The sequence below is a fragment of the Aeromonas sp. 601039 genome (genome assembly GCF_049174415.1).
Lineage (GTDB): Bacteria > Pseudomonadota > Gammaproteobacteria > Enterobacterales > Aeromonadaceae > Aeromonas > Aeromonas veronii_A.
This window is the reverse complement of record NZ_JAAKTL010000016.1, coordinates 78,561-97,189: the sequence shown is the minus strand read 5'-3', so window position 1 is coordinate 97,189 and position 18,629 is coordinate 78,561. Positions and strand designations below refer to the sequence as shown.

Sequence of the window (18,629 nt, the reverse complement as noted above, 5' to 3'; positions counted from 1 at the left end):
CCCCGATGCGGTACATAGGGGGTTCTGAGTAGAGAAATGCTAGTTGAAAATGTGTAAACCTATTTCAGGACTAGACATTACGGTGAGCGTTACTGGCGCCAGAAGGAGGGGAAGAAGAGCACGGCGACCGTCAGGATCTCCAGTCGTCCCAGCAGCATGCCGAATGACAGCAGCCATTTGGCCGATTCCGGCAGGCTGGCAAAGTTGGTGCTGGGGCCGACCACCGGGCCCATGCCCGGGCCGACGTTGGCAACGGCGGTGATGGAGCTGGATATGGCTGTCAGGGGGTCAAGCCCGATGGCGCCCAGCAGTGCGGCTATCATCAGAATGATGGCGAAGTAGGCCAGCACGAAGGAGATCATTGAGCGGATGATGGCGTCATTGACTGTCCGGCCGTTGTACTTCTGGGGAAATACGCCGGAAGGGTGCATCAGTTGGCGCATCTGCTTCTTGAACAGGGCAAAGGCCACCTGTACCCGGAAGATCTTGAGGCCGCCCGCAGTGGAGCCAGAGCAGGCCCCAAGAGCCAGCAGCACGATGAAGACGATGCTGGCGAGCGGCCCCCAGGTGCCGAAGTCACCAAGACCATAGCCGGTGGTGGTGAGTACCGAGACGATGTTGAAGCAGCTGATGCGCAGGGCATCCCAGAAGCCGAACAGATCTCTCTCCCACAGATAGAAGGTCATGATGACTGTGACCCACACCACCAGCCAGAAGAAGCCGCGCACCTGGGCATCCTTGAGCAGGCTGTAGTCCCTGTGATTCAGGCTCTGCACATAGAGTAGAAAGGGCAGGCCGCCGAGGAACATGAACAGGGTGCCAATCCAGTGTGCCGAGTTGGAGAAGTGGGACATGGATTGATCGGAGGTGGAGTAGCCGCCGGTACTGAGGGTGGTCATGGCGTGGTTGATCGCCTCGAACATATTCATGCCGCTGGCCCAGTAGGCCATGAAGCAGAGCATGGAGAGCACCAGATAGACCACAACGATGTTGTTGGCGACCGTCTTGGCACGCGGGGCGCTTTTGTCTGACCAGTCCGAGCTCTCGGTCTGGAACAGCTTCATGCCGCCGACGTTGAGATAGGGCAGTACGGCAACCGCCATCACGATAAAGCCGACCCCCCCCAGCCACTGTAGGATGGATCGCCACAACAGGATGCTGTGGGCCATGTTGTCGAGGCCGGATAGCACGGTAGAGCCCGTGGTGGTCACCCCCGACATGGTCTCGAAGTAGGCGTCGGTAAAGTTGATGTGGGTGATGAAGACAAAGGGCAGCGCCCCGAAGATACAGGCAACCACCCAGACCGAGGTGGTGAGCAGGAACATCTCCCGCACCCCCAGATGAAACTCCGCCTTGCGGCCGTAATGGAGGCAGAGCAGGGCGGCGCCGTGGGTGATCAGCACGGACTTGAGAAACTCGACAAATCCCTCTGACCCGGTGAGCAGTGCCAGCAAGGTGGGCAGCCACATGAAGAGCGCCAGCTTGGAGAGCACCAGCCCGAGGGTGAAGATAATGGGACGCAGTTTGATCATGTTCGATAACCTGGTCGTTGATTAACAAAAGACCCGGACCATCCCCTTGGAGGAGCTGAGCCGGGTCTGGTTTGACAGCCTGTGCGCATGAAGACGTTACAGGAAGAAGGGGCTTGGCTGGAACAGCCGCTCCACTTCCGGGATGTACTTCTTGTCCACCAGGAACATGACCACGTGGTCATCCTGCTGGATCTTGGTACGATCGTGGGCGATCAGCACCTCATCCCCGCGCACTACGGCACCGATAGTGGTACCCGGCGGCAGCTTGAGCTCGCCCACCGTCTTGCCGACCACCTTGGAGGTGTTCTCGTCACCGTGGGCAATTGCCTCGATCGCCTCGGCAGCGCCGCGGCGTAGGCTGTAGACGTTGGCGATATCGGCTCGGCGCACATGGGTCAGCAGGGCCGAGATGGTGGCCTGTTGGGGCGAGATGGCGATATCGATGGAGCCACCCTGCACCAGATCCACGTAAGCGCCGCGCTGGATCAGCACCATGGTCTTCTTGGCACCCATCTTCTTGGCGAGCAGCGCCGACATGATGTTGGCCTCATCCTCGTTGGTCACGGCGATGAAGACGTCGATTTGGTCGATGTGCTCCTCTGCCAGCAGCTCCTGATCCGCCGCATCGCCGCAGAAGACGATGGTGTTCTCCAGCAGTTCGGAGAGCTGCTCCGCCCGCTTCTGGTTGCGCTCGATGAGCTTGACGCTGTAGCGCTTCTCCAGCTGGCGGGCGAGACCCGCGCCGATGTTGCCACCACCGACGATCATGATGCGGCGGTAGGGGCTCTCGAGGCGCTGCAGCTCAGACATCACGGCACGGATATGGCCCGCGGCGGCGACGAAGAAGACCTCGTCATCCGCTTCGATGATGGTGGTACCTTGCGGGCGGATCGGGCGGCCCTGACGGAAGATGGCCGCTACCCGGGTCTCGATGTTGGGCATGTGCTCGCGCAGGGTGGAGAGGGCGTTACCTACCAGCGGGCCACCGTAGTAGGCCTTGACCGCCACGAGACCGACGCGGCCACCAGCGAAATCAACCACTTGCAGGGCACCCGGATACTCGATCAGGCGACGAACATAGTCGGTCACCAGCTGCTCCGGCGCGATCAGGTGATCCACCGGCACCGATTCCGGCAGGAACAGGCGATCCCGTTCGGTCAGATAGGCTGGTGAGCGGATCCGCGCCACCTTGTTCGGGGTGTTGAACAGGGAGTAGGCCACCTGACAGGCGATCATGTTGGTCTCGTCACTGTTGGTGACGGCGACCAGCATGTCGGCATCCTGAGCCCCCGCTTCGCGCAGCACCTTGGGGTGGGCGCCGTGCCCGTTGACTACCCGCAGGTCAAACTTGTCCTGCAGTTCGCGCAGGCGCTCGCTGTCGGTGTCGACGATGGTGATGTCGTTGTTCTCCCCGGCCAGGTTCTCGGCCAGGGTGCCGCCGACTTGGCCGGCTCCCAAAATGATGATTTTCATAGGGAACGTCTACTCACGTTGAGGCAGTAAAGGGGAGCGCCAGAACGGAGCTGGCGGCTCTCCCGAATGAGGTTTGTCATGCCCGGCTCAGAGCTTGACCAGTTTGGCGTAGTAGAAGCCATCCATCTCGGCTTCACCCGGCAGGAACTGGCGGCCCGGGCAGTCCGGGGTGTCCTGTTCGTGCAGCGGTACCAATTTGGCATCTTTGGTCGCGGCAAGGAAGGCACGGATCTGTTCGCGGTTCTCTTCCGGCAGGACGGAGCAGGTAGCGTAGAGCAGGGTGCCACCGCTTTTCAGCTTGCCCCAGAGGGCATTGAGAATACGGCGCTGCAGCTCGGCCAGCTCGCGGATGTCCTGATCACGGCGCAACCACTTGATGTCGGGATGGCGACGGATGACGCCGGTGGCGGAGCAGGGGGCATCCAGCAGGATGCGGTCGAACTGACCCTCCGGCCACCACTGTTCCGGTGCCGCGGCATCGCCATGGATCACCTTGGCGGTGAGGCCGATGCGGTCCAGGTTCTCCTGCACTCGCTTGAGGCGGTTTTCGTCGGCATCGACGGCGACCACGCCAGCCAGCTTGGGCTGACGCTCCAGCAGGTGGGCAGTCTTGCCACCGGGTGCCGCGCAGGCATCCAGTACCCACTCACCCGGTTGTGGGTCGAGCAGTGCCGCGGCCTGTTGTGCGGCACCATCCTGTACCGAGCAGTCACCGACCTCGAAGCCGGGCAGCTTGGTCACATCGCAAGGTCGCTCCAGCAGGATGCAATCCTCGCCCTCTTCACCGGCCACGGCATTGATGCCGACTTCAGCCATGCGAGCCAGCATGGCATCGCGGCTCTGGCGCTGGCTGTTGTTGCGGATCCACATGGGAGGGCGTTGGTTGTTCGCCTCCATGATGAATTCCCACTCATCGTGATAGGCCTGACGCAGGCGCTTGGTGAGCCACTCCGGATGACCGAGGCGAATGCTGGGAACGCGGTCGATGCGCAGCAGAATGACTTCGGCGCTGCGCTGGAAGTTGCGCAGCACGCCGTTGATGAGGCCACGCAGTGAGGTGCCTTTGAGCAGTTTGACGGCGTTGACGGTCTCGGCCACCGCGGCGTGAGCCGGAATGCGGGTGTAGATGAGCTGATAGAGACCGACCAGGATGAGGTAGTGGAAAATGCGGCTCTTGTTCTTGAGCGGCTTGTCCATCATCTCGTTGACTGCCGCATCGAGGCGGGGCAGCCAGCGCAGGGTGCCGTAGCAGAGTTCTTGCAGGAGAGCACGATCGCGAGGCGCGACCTTCTCCTGGGCAGCAGGCAGAACAGCGGAGAGGGATTGACCCTGATCCAGCACCTGTTGAATAACGAGAGCGGCCTGTGCACGTGTTTTCATAGAGTTACCTTAGATGCGCAAGTCGGGGCCTGGGCCCCGCTTGTGTCAATTCAATCCAGTTCAATTCAATTGCGTGCCGGGTTCAAACCAGTCGCGGCGAGAGTTGAGCAGATCCGAAACGGACATCGCCTTCTTGCCGGGCGGTTGCAGGGTCAGCAGGCGCAGTACCCCTTTGCCGGTCGCGATATCGATCCCCTGCTTGTCGGCCTTGAGCAGGGTGCCGGCGGGTTGGCCGTGGTCGATGTCGATGACGGCGGCTTGCCATACCTTGATGGTCTGGTCAGCTACTTCAAACCAGCTGATGGGCCAGGGGTTGAACGAGCGGATGCAGCGTTCGATGGCAACAGCCTCCATCGACCAGTCGATGCGGGCCTCTTCCTTGGAGAGCTTTTCGGCGTAGTTGGCCAGCGCATCATCTTGCGCCTCGGCAGCGGTTTCACCGGCAGCCATGGCATCGATGGTGTCGACCAGCGCCTGCGGACCCAGCTCTGCCAGCTTGTCATAGAGGCTGGCAGAGGTCTCGTCGGCGGCGATGGGGCAGCTTACCTTGCGGATCATGGCGCCGGTATCCAGCCCCACATCCATCTGCATGATGGTGACGCCGGTTTCGCTATCGCCCGCCCAGATTGAGCGCTGGATCGGTGCCGCGCCACGCCAGCGGGGCAGCAGGGAGCCATGGACGTTGATGCAGCCCAGACGCGGGGTATCGAGTACCGCCTTGGGCAGGATCAGGCCATAGGCCACCACGACCATCAGGTCTGCGCCAAGGGCGGCCAGTTCGGCTTGCGCCTCTTCCTTGCGCAGGGTAGCGGGCTGGTAAACCGGCAGGTTGTGGGCCAGTGCCAGCTCTTTGACCGGGCTGGCGGTGAGCTTCTGGCCACGGCCGGCGGGCTTGTCGGGCTGGGTATAAACGGCAACGACCTCGTGGTCGGAAGACAACAACGCCGCCAGGTGACGGGCGGCGAAGTCGGGAGTACCGGCAAAAATCAGTTTCAGCTTATTCAATGGGGCAGATCCTCAGAGGACTTTGCGATCTTCACGGGCCATCTTTTCCAGCTTCTGGCGAATGCGCTGGCGCTTGAGCGGGGACAGGTAATCCACGAACAACTTGCCCATCAGGTGGTCCATCTCGTGCTGGATACAGATGGCGAGCAGGTCGTCCGCTTCCAGCTCGAACGGTTTGCCGTGGCGATCCAGGGCGCGGATCTTGATCTGCTCAGCGCGAGGCACCAGAGCGCGGCTGCCAGGCACGGAGAGACAACCCTCTTCAATGCCGGTGCTGCCACACTGGGAGATCACTTCCGGATTGATCAATACCAGAGGATCTTCACGGTTTTCAGAGACATCGATCACTATGATGCGTTGATGAATATCCACCTGCGTTGCGGCTAGGCCAATGCCTTCCTCCGCATACATGGTTTCGAACATATCATCTACAATTTGTTGTAACTCGGGTGTAAAGGTCTCGACAGGGGCTGCGATAGTACGCAGACGCTCATCGGGAAAACGCAATACATCTAGAATGGCCATAGTTTTTTCTTTAGTTTCGTATAAATGCAGTCAATATTGGCGTAATTCTAGTCATTTACGCCGACAAAAAACAGCAACACTTTGCGCGCAGAGGTAACAGGGAGTGTTATGTATCTGAAGCAAACCATCCTCACCTGCCTGCTGGTGACCATGAGCCAAGCTGCTCTGGCCGATCAGCTGAGGTTGAAAGCGGGTTATCCCGAAAGCTATGTAGTGCAAAAAGGCGATACCCTGTGGGATATCTCCGGCAAATATCTCTCTGAGCCATGGCTGTGGCCCCGGCTCTGGAACATCAATCCACAGATTGCCAATCCGCACTGGATCTACCCAGGGGACGTGCTGCACCTGAGCTGGGTCAATGGTGAGCCCCGGCTGGGCAAAGCGATGCAGGGGGACAAACAGGTCATCCGTCTCGGCCCGAAAACCCGTTATGAGAGCAAGGCAAATCCTATCCCTACTCTGCCCTTCAGCGAGATAGGTCCCTTTTTGCAGACGGACCATATTTTGGCCGACAGTCAGCAGCAGAAAATGCTGCCCTATTTGCTGGGTTCAGACGAAAAGCACATTGGAATGCTTGAGGGGGACACCCTCTATGTGCAGGGAGCTCTGATACCGGGCAAGATGTATGGCATCTATCATCCCGGGGTGGTCTACAAGGATCGCGAGACAGGTGAGCTTTTGGGTCAGGAGGCCATCTTTGCAGGCGTGGTGCGTGCGGTAGCGCTGCTGGATGATGATCGGAGCGAAGTTACTCTCACCCACAACCAGCGTGAAGTATTGCAGGGTGACAAGATTATGGAGCTGCCCCCTCAGGAGAACATGCCTGCGGTTTTCATGCCCAAGGCTGCCCCGGCGATTGCCCCTGGCTACATCATCGACTTGCCGAGCAAAGCCAGGGGAGGGGGCAAGTTTGATGTGGTCTTGATTAACAAAGGCGCTCGGGATCAACTCTCCGCGGGCGATGTGCTCGATGTTCGGCGTCCGGGGGCTGCGCTGGTCACCAAGAATGGTGCAGTGAAATACAAGGAGTTCTCCTCTGTCTACGACAAGGTGTTCTACAGTAGTGGCAACCAGAAGGCACCACTGCCCTCTGAAGCGATTGCCCGCGTCATGTTGTTCAAGGTGTATGACAAGCTGAGTTATGGCCTCATCATGCAGAGCAAGGACATGGTGAGCTCGGGTTATCAGGTCACTCACTTCTGACGTGCACTACCCCGATGAGCGCTTGGCGCTCTGGTTAACCCTCAATGCGGTTACCGGAATCGGCCCTGTAACCGCAGTTCGGCTGCTGGAGCAGATCGGCGGTTCGATTGATGCTCTGTTTCAGAGCGATGAAACACAGTTGCACGGTATGGGGCTGTCGTCAGAGCAGATCAAACAACTGCGCTGGCCCTCGCCGGTTGTTGAGCAGAGTCTGGCTTGGGCCGCGTTACCTGGCAATCTCCTTGTTCCGCAAGATCACCCTGTTTATCCGCCCTTGTTGCGTGAAATTCCCGCGGCCCCCCTGTTGCTCTACTGCCGTGGCGATCTTGAAGCGCTGTCGCTACCCCAGCTGGCGATGGTGGGGACACGTCATCCCACCTATGCAGGCAAAGATAACGCGTCCCGTCTCTGTAGCGAACTGGTTAGATGCGGGTTCGCCATCACCTCGGGCCTTGCGCTCGGTATCGATGGTGTTTGCCATCAGCAGGCGCTGGCTTGTGGTGGTATCACCCTTGCCGTGTTGGGCTCCGGGCTGGATTGCCTCTACCCCAAACGCCATCAGGGACTGGCAGGTCAGATTCTGGAGAAAGGTGGTTTGCTTATCTCCGAGCTGGCGCCGGATAAAGGGCCGCTGGCTGAACATTTTCCTCGTCGCAACCGTATTATCAGTGGTCTGTCGTTGGGAACTCTGGTGGTGGAGGCGACCGAGCAGAGTGGTTCGCTGATCACCGCTCGCTATGCACTGGAGCAGGGGCGCGAAGTGTTTGCGGTACCCGGCGCCCCGCAAAACGCCCAGGCGATAGGGTGCAACAGATTAATTCAGCAGGGGGCCAAACTTGTGCTGAGTGCGGCCGATATAGTGGAAGAGTTGCCAGAGTGGTTCGCACGGCCAGATCCGTCGGCCATACCATCTGAGCAACAGCATAATAGCGAATTGCCTTATGCTGATTTGTTGGATAACGTAGATTACGAGACCACGAGCGTGGATACCGTTGCCGAGCGGACCCAGCTTCCTGTCGAAGTGGTATTGGGCAGGTTGGTAGAGCTGGAGTTGGTCGGTGCAGTGATGGCGGTAGCCGGTGGATACGTCAGAGCGAGGAGGGCGAATCATGTTTGATGTATTGATGTACCTTTTCGAGACCTACATCCACAGCGATGCAGATGTGATGGTCGAGCAGAATGAACTCACCGAAGAGTTGAGCCGAGCCGGTTTTGACAAGGAGGAGATCGACAAGGCGCTCGACTGGTTGGAGCGACTGGCCAATCTGCATGATAGCGAGCGGGAGGTCTATGTGGCCGCCAGCGCGCAAGGCTCGATGCGTATCTATGCCCCGCAAGAGCTGGCACGCCTCAGCACCGAGTGCCGCGGGTTCCTGCTCTTTCTGGAACAGGCCCAGGTACTGAATGCCGAAACCCGCGAGATCTGTATCGAGCGTCTGCTCGAGTTGGACAAGCCGGATATCGAGCTGGATGACCTGAAGTGGGTCGTCATGATGGTGCTGTTCAACGTACCGGGCAGTGAAAATGCCTACCAGCAGATGGAAGAGCTGGTGTTTGATGAGTCAGACGGCGTCATTCACTGACAGTCCGGTGCCGCGCTGGTAGAATTCAGGCCATCTGGATTTCAAGGCGCGGCCCATGTCAAAAATCGATCATCACCTCTTTTCAGCCCACGAACATGCCTTCGAGCGCGAGCCGTGCCCGCAGTGCGGGGCCGAGCTGGTGATCCGCCAGGGCAAACATGGTCCCTTTCTCGGCTGTTCTGCCTATCCTGCCTGTGATTACATTCGCTCCCTGACGCCATCCGGCCGCGACATCGAAAAGGTGCTCGAAGGCTCTGCCTGTCCCGATTGCGGAGAGCCGTTGGCGATCAAGAAGGGGCGTTACGGTCTGTTTGTCGGTTGTACCCAGTATCCGGCCTGTCAGCACATCGAATCCCTGCAGGAGAGCGACGATACCCAGATCCTCTGCCCCGAGTGCGGCAAGGGTCATCTGGTGAGCCGCACCTCCCGCTACGGCAAGCAGTTTTACTCCTGTGATGGCTATCCACACTGCAAATATGTGGTGAACGACAAGCCGATCCCCATGCCTTGTCCCGCGTGTGGTTGGGGCATCATGGTAGAGAAAAAAGTGAGGGGAACTCTGCGTTGGGTCTGTCCGCAAAAGAAATGCGGCCACCAAAGTGAGCAGGTATAATCCCGCCGCCGCAACCGGATTGAAACGTTTTCGGTGAACTTCAACCCCCCACTTGGAGTAAGGAAATTCCCACCATGAATAAACCCTTTGTTGCCGTATTGATGGGCTCTGATTCTGATTTCCCCGTGATGCAGACTACCCTCGAGGTGCTCAAGTCATTTGATATCGCAGTGGAAGTCAAAGTCACCTCCGCGCACCGCACGCCGGCTGCGACCCATCAGTATGTGACCGAGGCCGAGGCCCGTGGCTGCAAGGTCTTTATCTGTGCTGCCGGTCTGGCGGCGCACCTGGCGGGTGCCGTAGCCGGCATCACGACTCGTCCTGTGATCGGGGTGCCCATCGATGGTGGCCCGCTCAAGGGGCTGGATGCGCTACTCTCCACCGTGCAGATGCCGGGTGGTGTACCGGTGGCGACCGTGGCGATCGGCAAAGCCGGTGCCAAGAACGCAGGTTATCTGGCAGCCCAGATGCTGGCAGTAGCCGATGATGAACTGGCGGCCAAGGTTCGGGCCGAACGCCAGAAGAATGCTGAAGAGGTGATGGCCAAGGATGCCGCCCTGCAGGCTCAACTCAAGTAAGTGAATAGGTGGCGATCCGGATGTGTCGTATTTTTCCTGTGCAACAGCAACACGTCACTTTGCCATGGTCGCCGCCATACGGATTCAACTTGCTACTAAGTGACGAGGCGGCAGCGTGGCTGCCGCATTTTTCCTATGCCAAATGAATTTGAACAGGCGGTTGCCGCCCTCCAACAGGAAGGGGTGATTGCTTATGCGACCGAGGCCGTGTTTGGTCTGGGTTGTGATCCCGACTCCGAAGTGGCGGTGCAGCGACTGCTGGCCATCAAACAGCGTCCGGTTGAGAAGGGGTTGATCCTGATTGCTGCCGACGTAGAGCAATTGCAGGATTACATCGATCTGAGCCAGCTTAGCGGTGAACAACTGGCTCGGGTTGAAGCCAGCTGGCCCGGCCCCTTTACTTGGATCATGCCTGCCCGTGCAACGACGCCGACCTGGCTGACCGGGCAGTTCGAGACCCTGGCGGTGCGCGTGACGGCTCATCCTCAGGTGCAGGCGTTGTGCCGTGCATTTGGCAAGCCGCTGGTCTCTACCAGCGCCAACCTGACCGGTGAGGAGCCTGCCCGCCGGGTGGCCGATATTGGTGAGCGGCTGGCAAGCAAGTTGGCCTATATCCTGCCCGGTGAAGTGGGTGGTCAAGCCAACCCATCAGAGATCAAGGACGCCCGAACCGGTGCCATTATTCGCCCCTCCTGAGCGGGCGGATGCGTCATGATTTGCCATCAATCCGCTGAGCGGTGAGCTCACCGGATTGATTTAACTATAAAAATGGACAGGGCGTTCACGATCCTGCCTGACTGGAGACAAGATGAGCAAACCGGATGTGGCCCAGGTCAAGGCCTTCCTGTTGCAGTTGCAGGACGAGATCTGCCGTGGTCTGGAGCAGGCCGACGGCAGTGGGCACTTTGTGGAAGATGCCTGGAGCCGTGAAGGCGGTGGTGGTGGTCGCACCCGTGTGCTGCGCCACGGCGCGGTGATCGAGCAGGGGGGCGTCAACTTCTCCCATGTCTATGGCGATGCCATGCCTGCCTCTGCTACAGCCCATCGGCCAGAGTTGGCCGGTCGCAAGTTCGAGGCTATGGGCGTGTCGCTGGTGATCCATCCGCACAACCCCTATGTGCCGACCAGCCACGCCAACGTCCGTTTCTTCATTGCCGAGAAAGAGGGTGAAGAGCCCATTTGGTGGTTTGGCGGTGGCTTCGATTTGACGCCTTTCTACCCGTTTGCCGAGGATGTGCAGCATTGGCATCAGGTCTCCCGTGATCTCTGCCAGCCGTTCGGTGATGAGATCTACCCCGAGTTCAAATCTTGGTGCGATCGCTACTTCTTCCTCAAGCACCGCAACGAGACACGGGGGGTGGGCGGTCTCTTCTTCGACGATCTGAATCGCTGGCCCTTTGCCGACTGCTTTGCCTTTATGCAGGCGGTAGGTTGGGGTTATCTTGATGCTTACCTGCCGATCATTGAACGACGCAAGGTTCTACCCTATGGCGAGCGGGAGCGGGAGTTCCAGCTCTATCGTCGCGGCCGTTATGTGGAGTTCAATCTGGTGTATGACCGTGGCACCCTGTTCGGGTTGCAGACCGGCGGACGTACCGAGTCGATCCTGATGTCGATGCCACCGCTGGCCCGTTGGGAGTATGACTGGCAGCCGGAGGCGGGCACTCCTGAAGCCTTGCTCTACACCGATTACCTCACGCCGCGAGAGTGGCTGTGACCAGAGGGACCATGATGGTCCCTTTTTACTGGCCGTTATTCGGCTTGTTCCCGAGAGTGAAAACCCGTTAAATCGGAATATTGCCCTCTGATGGAACTCTTTGATGGATCGTTATCTGGTTTTTGGCCACCCTGTGCGCCACAGCAAGTCCCCCTTCATTCACACCCTGTTTGCCAGACAAACCCAGCAAGAGCTGGAGTATGGGCTGGCTGAACCTGCCGTCGACGAGTTTGCCCAAGCCCTGCGCACCTTCTTTGACCAAGGGGGCAAGGGATGCAATGTCACCGTTCCCTTCAAGGAGCAGGCATTCACTCTGGTCGATCGCTTGAGCCCGAGGGCCAAGCGGGCTCAAGCGGTCAATACCATCAAGCTGACCGATGATGGCGTGTTGCTGGGGGATAATACCGATGGCGCCGGTCTGGTCGCCGATCTCAAGTCCCATGGTGTGACGCTGGCTGATAGCCGGATCCTGCTGCTGGGTGCCGGTGGCGCGGCTCGTGGTGCATTGGCGCCGCTGCTGGCTGAGTTGCCGAGCGAGCTGGTGATCGCCAACCGCACCCACACAAAAGCGCAACAGTTGGCTGCCGAATTCTGCGATCTGGGGCCTGTGACTGCCCAGACCTATGAGCAGTTGGCAGGGCCATTCGATCTCGTCATCAATTCGACTTCTGCCAGCCTGCAAGGAGAGCTGCCGCCGTTGGCCCCCACCCTGATCCACACGGATATTGCTATCTACGAAATGATGTATGGCGCCTCGGATACGGCGTTTATCAGTTGGGCCAAACAGCATGGGGCCCGTCAAACCATGGATGGACTCGGCATGCTGGTGGAACAGGCCGCCGAAGCGTTTACCGTGTGGCGCGGAATTCGTCCCGGGACTAAACAGGTATTGAGAGAGTTGAAGCGTAACTTGGGGGTGATATGAACCAGGGTATTCTGTTTCCTGACCTGATGGAGTGGCAGGCTGACGAACAGCGGGTGCGTTTTCCTGCCCAGCAGATGGGGGCGTTGATAGATTGTTACATCAGCCAGCGGCGACTGGAGAGAATGACAGGTCTGGCGCTGACGAGAGAGGATGACATCGTCAGAGCCTTCGAAAGTGTGCGTTTTGATATTGAAGATATGGCTGAAAAACTCATTGAAGAACAAGAGTTTGCTGAAGATGGCGCTATCTATCTCTGATTTTTCAAAGTTTTTTTGTTTTGTAGCGGAACTACTTTGAAATGGCGCTGACTAACTAGATAGTTGAGGAAGTGCTAGCTAGTCACCTTTATAACCCCCCGGTATTCGTACTGGGGATTTTTTTATCTGCATGAAAATAAAAGATTTTTTCTTAATCTGTAAGTTGTGAAACTAAATTACATAAATTACTTTCACTTTCTGCTGCTTTGCTGTACAGTTGTCTGCGTAGGGTACAGAGGTAAGATGTTCTATCTTTCAGACCTTTTATTTCACGTAATTGAATGTGGCTGAATAGCTGCCCCGATGAGGTTCTCGTCGGGGTGTTTTTTTATGCGCATCATTTAGAGTAAATGCTTTAAATTGACGATGCATTTGATAGAATGAGGCTGCTTCTTGAGGAATACCTGTCGTCTGGTACTCAAGATTCAGCTTCTTCCCAATTTTTGAACTTATTATTTCAGGCTGGATGGCATCACTGTCGTCCGGCCTCATTTTTATCCCTTTTGGTTAGATCTTGTAATTAAATTTCATTTTTGTCTCTTTTTGTAATTCTGGTTCGTTTTGAAAGAACGAATTTGAAAACGCTATCAACGCCTACTTAAGTTAATTCTTTGTGTGAATTAACTGCCTATCTATATGAACTGTAAGCGGTAATAGATATAGCAAGGGAGCCGAATGCGGGGTGTTCGTCGTGAGGCAGGTGAAAGCGGCAATCTGAAACCCTTTCAATCAGCGGAGGAGTGCTCCGCCAATTGCAAGGAGAGCGAGGAGTAGATTACTCCTCGGCAGGTTGCTGTTCGTCAGCGTCCAGCAGGTCGGTATCGTCACCACTGACGTACCATTCGGTCAGGGTTTGCGCCAGCTTCTCCACACCGATATTGGTGAGGGAGGAGAACGCTTCGACCTGGATCTGGGAACCGAGGTTGGCAACGGCCTGGCGCACCTTGATCACCTGGTTGTTGCGCGGGCCGGGGCTCAGTTTGTCAGCCTTGGTCAGCAGCAGCATGACGGGCAGCTGACGGTGTGAGCTCCATTCCAGCATGTTCATGTCGGTATCTTTGAGCGGGTGGCGGATGTCCATCAGGATCACTAGACCTTTCAATGACTCACGGCGCTGCAGATACTCTGCCAGTGACTTTTGCCACTTGAGCTTCATTTCCAGCGGAACTTGCGCATAACCATAACCCGGCAAGTCGACCAGACGCTTGCCCGGTTCCAGCTCAAACAGGTTGATCAGCTGGGTACGTCCGGGTGTCTTACTGGTGCGCGCCAGGTTCTTGTGTTTGGTTAAGGTGTTCAATGCAGATGACTTACCAGCGTTGGAACGGCCGGCAAACGCGATCTCGACACCCCCATCATTTGGCAGGTGACGGATGTCGGGTGCGCTGGTCACAAAATGCACCTTATTGAAATTCAGAGTTTGTGTATCCAACGTAAATTCCCCATGGAGATAGAGGGTTATAGAGTTACTTTTTTGTAAAATGGTGTAAAATAGCGTCGCTTAAACGCGTTTATTTTAACATGCCTTCAGCGGCATGGGATCTGGAAGCCTAATAACGAAAAGTTGGAACGCCATGAAGAACCTAGTCATTACTCTTGCTCTGATGGTTGGCGTAACGGGGATGGCACAAGCCAAGGGCGATGCCGCTGCGGGACAGACCAAGGCTGCCGTTTGTGCGGCTTGTCATGGACCGGACGGAAACAGCCTGGTTGATATGTACCCCAAAATTGCTGGTCAGCACGCATCATATATCAAAAAGCAGTTAGTTGAACTGAAGGCTGCCGCTTCTGGTCAAATTGGCCGGGTTGCGCCAGTGATGGGGCCGATGGCGTTACCTTTGTCGGAACAGGACATGGATGACCTGGCGGCTTATTTCTCCAGCCTGAAGGTTACCCCTATCGCTGTCCCTGACGACGTGGTCGAAGCGGGCAAGGCACTCTATATGGGTGGTGACATGAGTCGCGGTCTGGCAGCTTGTACGGCTTGCCATGGTCCCCGTGGCTCGGGTGTCGAACAGGCGAAGTATCCAAACCTGTCCGGCCAGCATCCTGCCTATATCAAGGCTCAGCTCACCGCATTCCGTGCCGGGACGCGTGACAACGATCCGAATGGCATGATGCGGGACGTTGCCAAGAAACTGACTGATCAGGATATCGAAGCCCTCTCCAAATATGTGGCGGGTCTGCACTGATATAGTCGATACGGTCGATTTGAGTTGAAACGGGGAGCCTGGGCTCCCCGTTGTTTTTATGGCTTTCAGATAATTCTCGGTTTAATCCCCCCGTTCTGTAAGAGATCTCCCATTCTCAAGGCAGGCCAAGGCTCATAAAATTGCATAAAATATTAAATAATCATTATTTATCAACAGATTATATAAATATTGATATTTTTCGACATGTTGAGAATGTTTTGAGTGGATTGAGCCGCTTTATAGAGTTGGTACAGTAGGCTTAATGGATTCACCCACGGATTGGGTGGCGGTCTCACGACAGGGTGTTGTGAGCAGAGGATGGCTGGCGTGGCGGGATGCCATGGGCTCGGATGAGCTGGCAAAGGATTGAAGGATCAGGATGGTGACCATCTCCGGAGCGGGATGGGGTTGCGGGATGCAGACTCCCCGGCACGATGGCAGGATGCGGTCGAGACGGGTCAAACAGGCACACGCACATTCAGGAACGACCAATATAAGGTCAGGATGACCACACAATGATATGATGCGGCGACAAGTTGTCACGGAGAGGACGAAACAGATTGTTTTGCCATTCAGGATGGCGCACGCATGAACATATCAAGGCAGCTTCGGCTGCCTTTTTTCTTTTGGGTCATTAACCCGATTAGCCATTCTGTGTCAAAATACCAGCAACATGCCCAGAGGATACCGATCCTGCGGTGTTCAGTGGCCTGATTGGGCCTGATTGGTGCGGGATCCTGCTCTTGTTCCAGCCCTACTGTTCCTCGCATCGTATCCCACCGGGTGAGATCATCCCGGGTACGGGTCAAACCAGTTATTTTCGGAGTTAGCCATTCATGTCTGCCAAACAACCCACTCGCAAGCCTACTGGCAAGCGCAAAGAATCTGATGTCAGTGCTCAGGAAGGCCGTGAGCGTAAACGGGCTGCCAAGCGAAAGGGCCTGAAGGCTGGTTCTCGTCAGCAAGTTGAACAGCCGAAGAACAAGTCTGGCAACAGCCAGTCCACAGATCCGCGTATCGGTTCCCGCAAGCCGGTAGTTCTGGTGGTGGATGACAAACAGAAGAAGCCGGCAGCACCCAAGGCGGTGAAAGAGAAGAAGCTGGTGATGACGCCCGAGCAGGAGCTGGCTTCCATCGAAAACGATGACCGCTTGAATGATCTGCTGGATCGTCTTGATGCCGGTGAAACCCTGGAAGCGGCCGAGCAGGCCTGGGTTGATCAGCGTGTCGACCGTTATCAGGAGCTGATGGATGAGCTGGGCATCATCGACAACGACGATGATGAAGATGATGAGCTGCCGTTTGATGATGGCGATGACGCCGAGTTCGACGAGCAGAAACCGGCCTCCGAAGAGGAGTTGTGGGACCGTTTCAACCAGGTCGATTTCAAGCCGGAACCCAAGCCTGAGCCGAAGAAAAAGTGATGAGTGGATGGATGCTGGCCGCCCTGTTGGGCGGCCTGATTTTGTCAGGGTTGGCCATCTATGCAGGCATGCTGCTGGCCAGGCTGAGACGGCAGCAAGCGATGCAGTGGCGGGCTATTACCGCTCGCAATGAACGAATTCTGGAGAGCGTACGGGTCATTGCTCATGCGGTGCAGGAGGGGCAGTGCGATTACTCCGAAGGCGCCATTCGGCTGACCAATCTGCTGGATGCGTTGCAGATCAAGGGGGGACGAGCGTTCGTTGCCGAGTTCCCGGGTCTGTACGGGCTGTATGAGAAGGTGAAAGATATGCCGACCCATGAGGCCAGACGCGCCCTCAAGCGCAATGAAGTGATGAAGATGGATCTCGAACGCAGCGGCTACGAGGCCGAGCTGGAGGCTCAGATCCTCAAGGATGTGGCCCAGCTGAAGGATTTTCAGTTAGGTCGGTGAGCCAACAATAACAACAAGAGAGGAAGCGAGCGTGCAAGCAGAACAGATTGTGTGGGATCAGGCCCTGATCGAAAAATATAACTACAGTGGCCCGCGATACACCTCTTATCCCACTGCGCTGGAGTTCAACGAGAGCTTCGGCTATCCGGATTTTGTCCGCGCTGCCGGCCAGTATCCCGAGCGCAATCTGTCGCTCTACGTTCATATCCCTTTCTGTCACAAGCTCTGCTACTACTGCGGCTGCAACAAGGTCATTACCCGCCATCAGCACAAGGCTGACGAGTACCTCGACTACCTGGAGCAGGAGATCAAGGCGCAAGCCCCGCTCTTCAAGCATCGTCTGGTCACCCAACTGCACTGGGGTGGCGGTACACCCACCTATCTGGATGAAGCGCAAACGCGCCGTCTGATGGCCATGCTGCGTGAGCACTTCCATTTCGCCGAAGAGGGGGAGTTCAGCATCGAGGTCGATCCGCGCGAGATTGCCATTACCATGCTGGATGTGCTGCGAGATGTCGGCTTCAACCGCATCAGCCTCGGGGTGCAGGACTTTAACAAGGATGTACAGGTCGCAGTCAACCGCGAGCAGGACAACGACTTTATTAAAGCGATGCTGGAACGGGCCCGTGAACTTGGCTTCCGCTCGACCAACCTCGACCTTATCTATGGCCTGCCGCATCAGGATCGTGCCAGCTTCCACCATACGCTGGAAGAGGTGCTCAAGACGGATCCGGCGCGCCTCTCCATCTTCAACTATGCCCATCTGCCGAGCCGCTTTGCCGCCCAGCGCAAGTTGAAAGAGGTGGATATGCCTGCGCCGCAGGAGAAACTGGCCATGCTGCAGGACACCATTGCCTTCCTCACTGGCCAGGGTTATCAGTTCATCGGTATGGACCATTTTGCCAAACCCGATGACGAGCTGGCGGTGGCGCAGCGCGAGGGCAAGCTGCACCGCAACTTCCAGGGCTATACCACCCAGGGAGATTGTGATCTGCTGGGGTTGGGGGTCTCCTCCATCAGCATGATCGGTGATGCCTATTCCCAGAACCAGAAAGAGCTCAAGGCTTATTACGCACAGGTTGCAGAGCTGGGTCATGCCCAGTGGAAAGGCTGCTCGCTCAATCAGGATGACCTGATCCGCCGTGAGGTGATCAAGCGGCTTATCTGTGATTTCCGTCTGAACTTTGCGTCTGTCGAGCAGGCGCACGGTCTCAATTTCAGAGAGTATTTTGCCGACGATCTCAAGCTGCTGCAGACCTTCATCAACGATGGATTGGTGCGTATGACGGAGGATGGTCTGGAGGTCTCCTCCACGGGGCAGCTGCTGATCCGCAATATCTGCATGTGTTTCGACGTGTACTTGCGCAACAAGGCGCGCCAGCAACAGTTCTCTCGCGTGATATAAGCTTGTTTGCCGATTAGAAAACAGAAAAGGGCGCCATCGTGGCGCCCTTTTCATATGTATTTTTGCTTAAGCAGCGGGTCGGAAAGGTTCTGGTAAGAAGTCTCTGCGCTGAGGCAAGCAATTGAGAGCCAAGCAAGGGGACGGTGAAATGCAGATAAAAAGATGGGGGCGACTTGCGTCGCCCCCGGTAGTCGTATCGCTCAGATCCTTGAACGAAGTTGCTCCCTGCAATCCCTGACTGTTTACCTCTTCCTTTAGGTTTCCCCTTCCCAATCCTTTGGGGTGTCCTTTAGCCATCTTGGCCTGACGAGTCATCCTGTCCCGTCGCACTTTCTCCGTCCCGGGAGGTGTCCTTTACCACATCC

19 protein-coding genes are annotated in these 18,629 nt (G+C 56.9%); 13 read left to right on the top strand and 6 right to left on the bottom strand.

The window, feature by feature from the left end; all coding sequences use genetic code 11:
* Positions 1 to 89 precede the first annotated feature (89 nt).
* The 5 genes from G5195_RS14325 to def form a co-directional block, all read right to left on the bottom strand.
* Complete coding sequence (locus G5195_RS14325) at positions 90 to 1,532, bottom strand: TrkH family potassium uptake protein (protein WP_216952300.1); 1,443 nt, start codon at positions 1,530 to 1,532, stop codon at positions 90 to 92.
* A 96-nt stretch (positions 1,533 to 1,628) separates the two neighbouring features.
* The gene (gene trkA / locus G5195_RS14320; RefSeq protein ID WP_005339689.1) at positions 1,629 to 3,005 is read right to left on the bottom strand and encodes a Trk system potassium transporter TrkA; all 1,377 of its coding nucleotides are present in this window, start codon (positions 3,003 to 3,005) and stop codon (positions 1,629 to 1,631) included.
* A gap of 87 nt (positions 3,006 to 3,092) precedes the next feature.
* Positions 3,093 to 4,385, bottom strand: coding sequence for a 16S rRNA (cytosine(967)-C(5))-methyltransferase RsmB (gene rsmB / locus G5195_RS14315; RefSeq protein ID WP_069555587.1), 1,293 nt, complete (start codon positions 4,383 to 4,385; stop codon positions 3,093 to 3,095).
* A 60-nt stretch (positions 4,386 to 4,445) separates the two neighbouring features.
* The gene (gene fmt, locus G5195_RS14310) at positions 4,446 to 5,390 is read right to left on the bottom strand and encodes a methionyl-tRNA formyltransferase (protein ID WP_421172637.1); all 945 of its coding nucleotides are present in this window, start codon (positions 5,388 to 5,390) and stop codon (positions 4,446 to 4,448) included.
* Between the two features lie 12 nt (positions 5,391 to 5,402).
* Positions 5,403 to 5,915 carry a peptide deformylase gene (def, locus tag G5195_RS14305; protein WP_216952294.1) on the bottom strand — a complete coding sequence of 171 codons (513 nt, stop codon included), beginning with the start codon at positions 5,913 to 5,915 and terminating at the stop codon, positions 5,403 to 5,405.
* A gap of 108 nt (positions 5,916 to 6,023) precedes the next feature.
* On the opposite strand from def, the gene G5195_RS14300 reads away from it, so the two are divergent.
* The 9 genes from G5195_RS14300 (at position 6,024) to G5195_RS14260 (ending at position 12,791) form a co-directional block, all read left to right on the top strand.
* Entirely contained in the window at positions 6,024 to 7,118 is a 1,095-nt protein-coding gene (locus G5195_RS14300) for a LysM peptidoglycan-binding domain-containing protein (RefSeq protein ID WP_421222991.1), read from the top strand.
* 1 nt (position 7,119) lies between these two features.
* The gene (gene dprA / locus G5195_RS14295; protein ID WP_421222993.1) at positions 7,120 to 8,235 is read left to right on the top strand and encodes a DNA-processing protein DprA; all 1,116 of its coding nucleotides are present in this window, start codon (positions 7,120 to 7,122) and stop codon (positions 8,233 to 8,235) included.
* Positions 8,228 to 8,701, top strand: coding sequence for a DUF494 family protein (locus G5195_RS14290; protein WP_005341954.1), 474 nt, complete (start codon positions 8,228 to 8,230; stop codon positions 8,699 to 8,701). Before dprA ends, G5195_RS14290 begins: the two co-directional genes overlap by 8 nt.
* 55 nt (positions 8,702 to 8,756) lie before the next feature.
* Positions 8,757 to 9,314, top strand: coding sequence for a type I DNA topoisomerase (locus tag G5195_RS14285; protein WP_005339702.1), 558 nt, complete (start codon positions 8,757 to 8,759; stop codon positions 9,312 to 9,314).
* Positions 9,315 to 9,388: 74 nt separating this feature from the next.
* Entirely contained in the window at positions 9,389 to 9,892 is a 504-nt protein-coding gene (purE, locus tag G5195_RS14280; protein WP_064338963.1) for a 5-(carboxyamino)imidazole ribonucleotide mutase, read from the top strand.
* Between the two features lie 135 nt (positions 9,893 to 10,027).
* Entirely contained in the window at positions 10,028 to 10,588 is a 561-nt protein-coding gene (locus G5195_RS14275; RefSeq protein ID WP_064338962.1) for a Sua5/YciO/YrdC/YwlC family protein, read from the top strand.
* A gap of 112 nt (positions 10,589 to 10,700) precedes the next feature.
* Entirely contained in the window at positions 10,701 to 11,609 is a 909-nt protein-coding gene (gene hemF, locus G5195_RS14270; RefSeq protein WP_421222996.1) for an oxygen-dependent coproporphyrinogen oxidase, read from the top strand.
* A 103-nt stretch (positions 11,610 to 11,712) separates the two neighbouring features.
* Positions 11,713 to 12,534 carry a shikimate dehydrogenase gene (gene aroE, locus G5195_RS14265; RefSeq protein ID WP_421222998.1) on the top strand — a complete coding sequence of 274 codons (822 nt, stop codon included), beginning with the start codon at positions 11,713 to 11,715 and terminating at the stop codon, positions 12,532 to 12,534.
* The gene (locus G5195_RS14260; protein WP_019445781.1) at positions 12,531 to 12,791 is read left to right on the top strand and encodes a DUF1488 domain-containing protein; all 261 of its coding nucleotides are present in this window, start codon (positions 12,531 to 12,533) and stop codon (positions 12,789 to 12,791) included. Before aroE ends, G5195_RS14260 begins: the two co-directional genes overlap by 4 nt.
* A 775-nt stretch (positions 12,792 to 13,566) precedes the next feature.
* Here the strand turns inward: G5195_RS14260 and yihA are convergent.
* Positions 13,567 to 14,223 carry a ribosome biogenesis GTP-binding protein YihA/YsxC gene (gene yihA / locus G5195_RS14255; RefSeq protein WP_026034975.1) on the bottom strand — a complete coding sequence of 219 codons (657 nt, stop codon included), beginning with the start codon at positions 14,221 to 14,223 and terminating at the stop codon, positions 13,567 to 13,569.
* A gap of 142 nt (positions 14,224 to 14,365) precedes the next feature.
* Here yihA and G5195_RS14250 point away from each other — a divergent pair, with 142 nt between their 5' ends.
* From G5195_RS14250 to hemN, 4 genes are all read left to right on the top strand, one after another.
* Complete coding sequence (locus tag G5195_RS14250; RefSeq protein ID WP_005339710.1) at positions 14,366 to 14,983, top strand: c-type cytochrome; 618 nt, start codon at positions 14,366 to 14,368, stop codon at positions 14,981 to 14,983.
* Positions 14,984 to 15,819: 836 nt separating this feature from the next.
* Positions 15,820 to 16,407 (top strand): Der GTPase-activating protein YihI, encoded by a 588-nt coding sequence (yihI, locus tag G5195_RS14245; RefSeq protein WP_266135229.1) that lies wholly within the window; start codon positions 15,820 to 15,822, stop codon positions 16,405 to 16,407.
* Between the two features lie 11 nt (positions 16,408 to 16,418).
* The gene (locus tag G5195_RS14240) at positions 16,419 to 16,859 is read left to right on the top strand and encodes a DUF2489 domain-containing protein (protein ID WP_164537978.1); all 441 of its coding nucleotides are present in this window, start codon (positions 16,419 to 16,421) and stop codon (positions 16,857 to 16,859) included.
* A gap of 31 nt (positions 16,860 to 16,890) precedes the next feature.
* Positions 16,891 to 18,264: an oxygen-independent coproporphyrinogen III oxidase gene (gene hemN / locus G5195_RS14235; RefSeq protein ID WP_266135228.1), complete on the top strand. Its 1,374-nt coding sequence runs from the start codon at positions 16,891 to 16,893 to the stop codon at positions 18,262 to 18,264.
* Positions 18,265 to 18,629 lie beyond the last annotated feature (365 nt).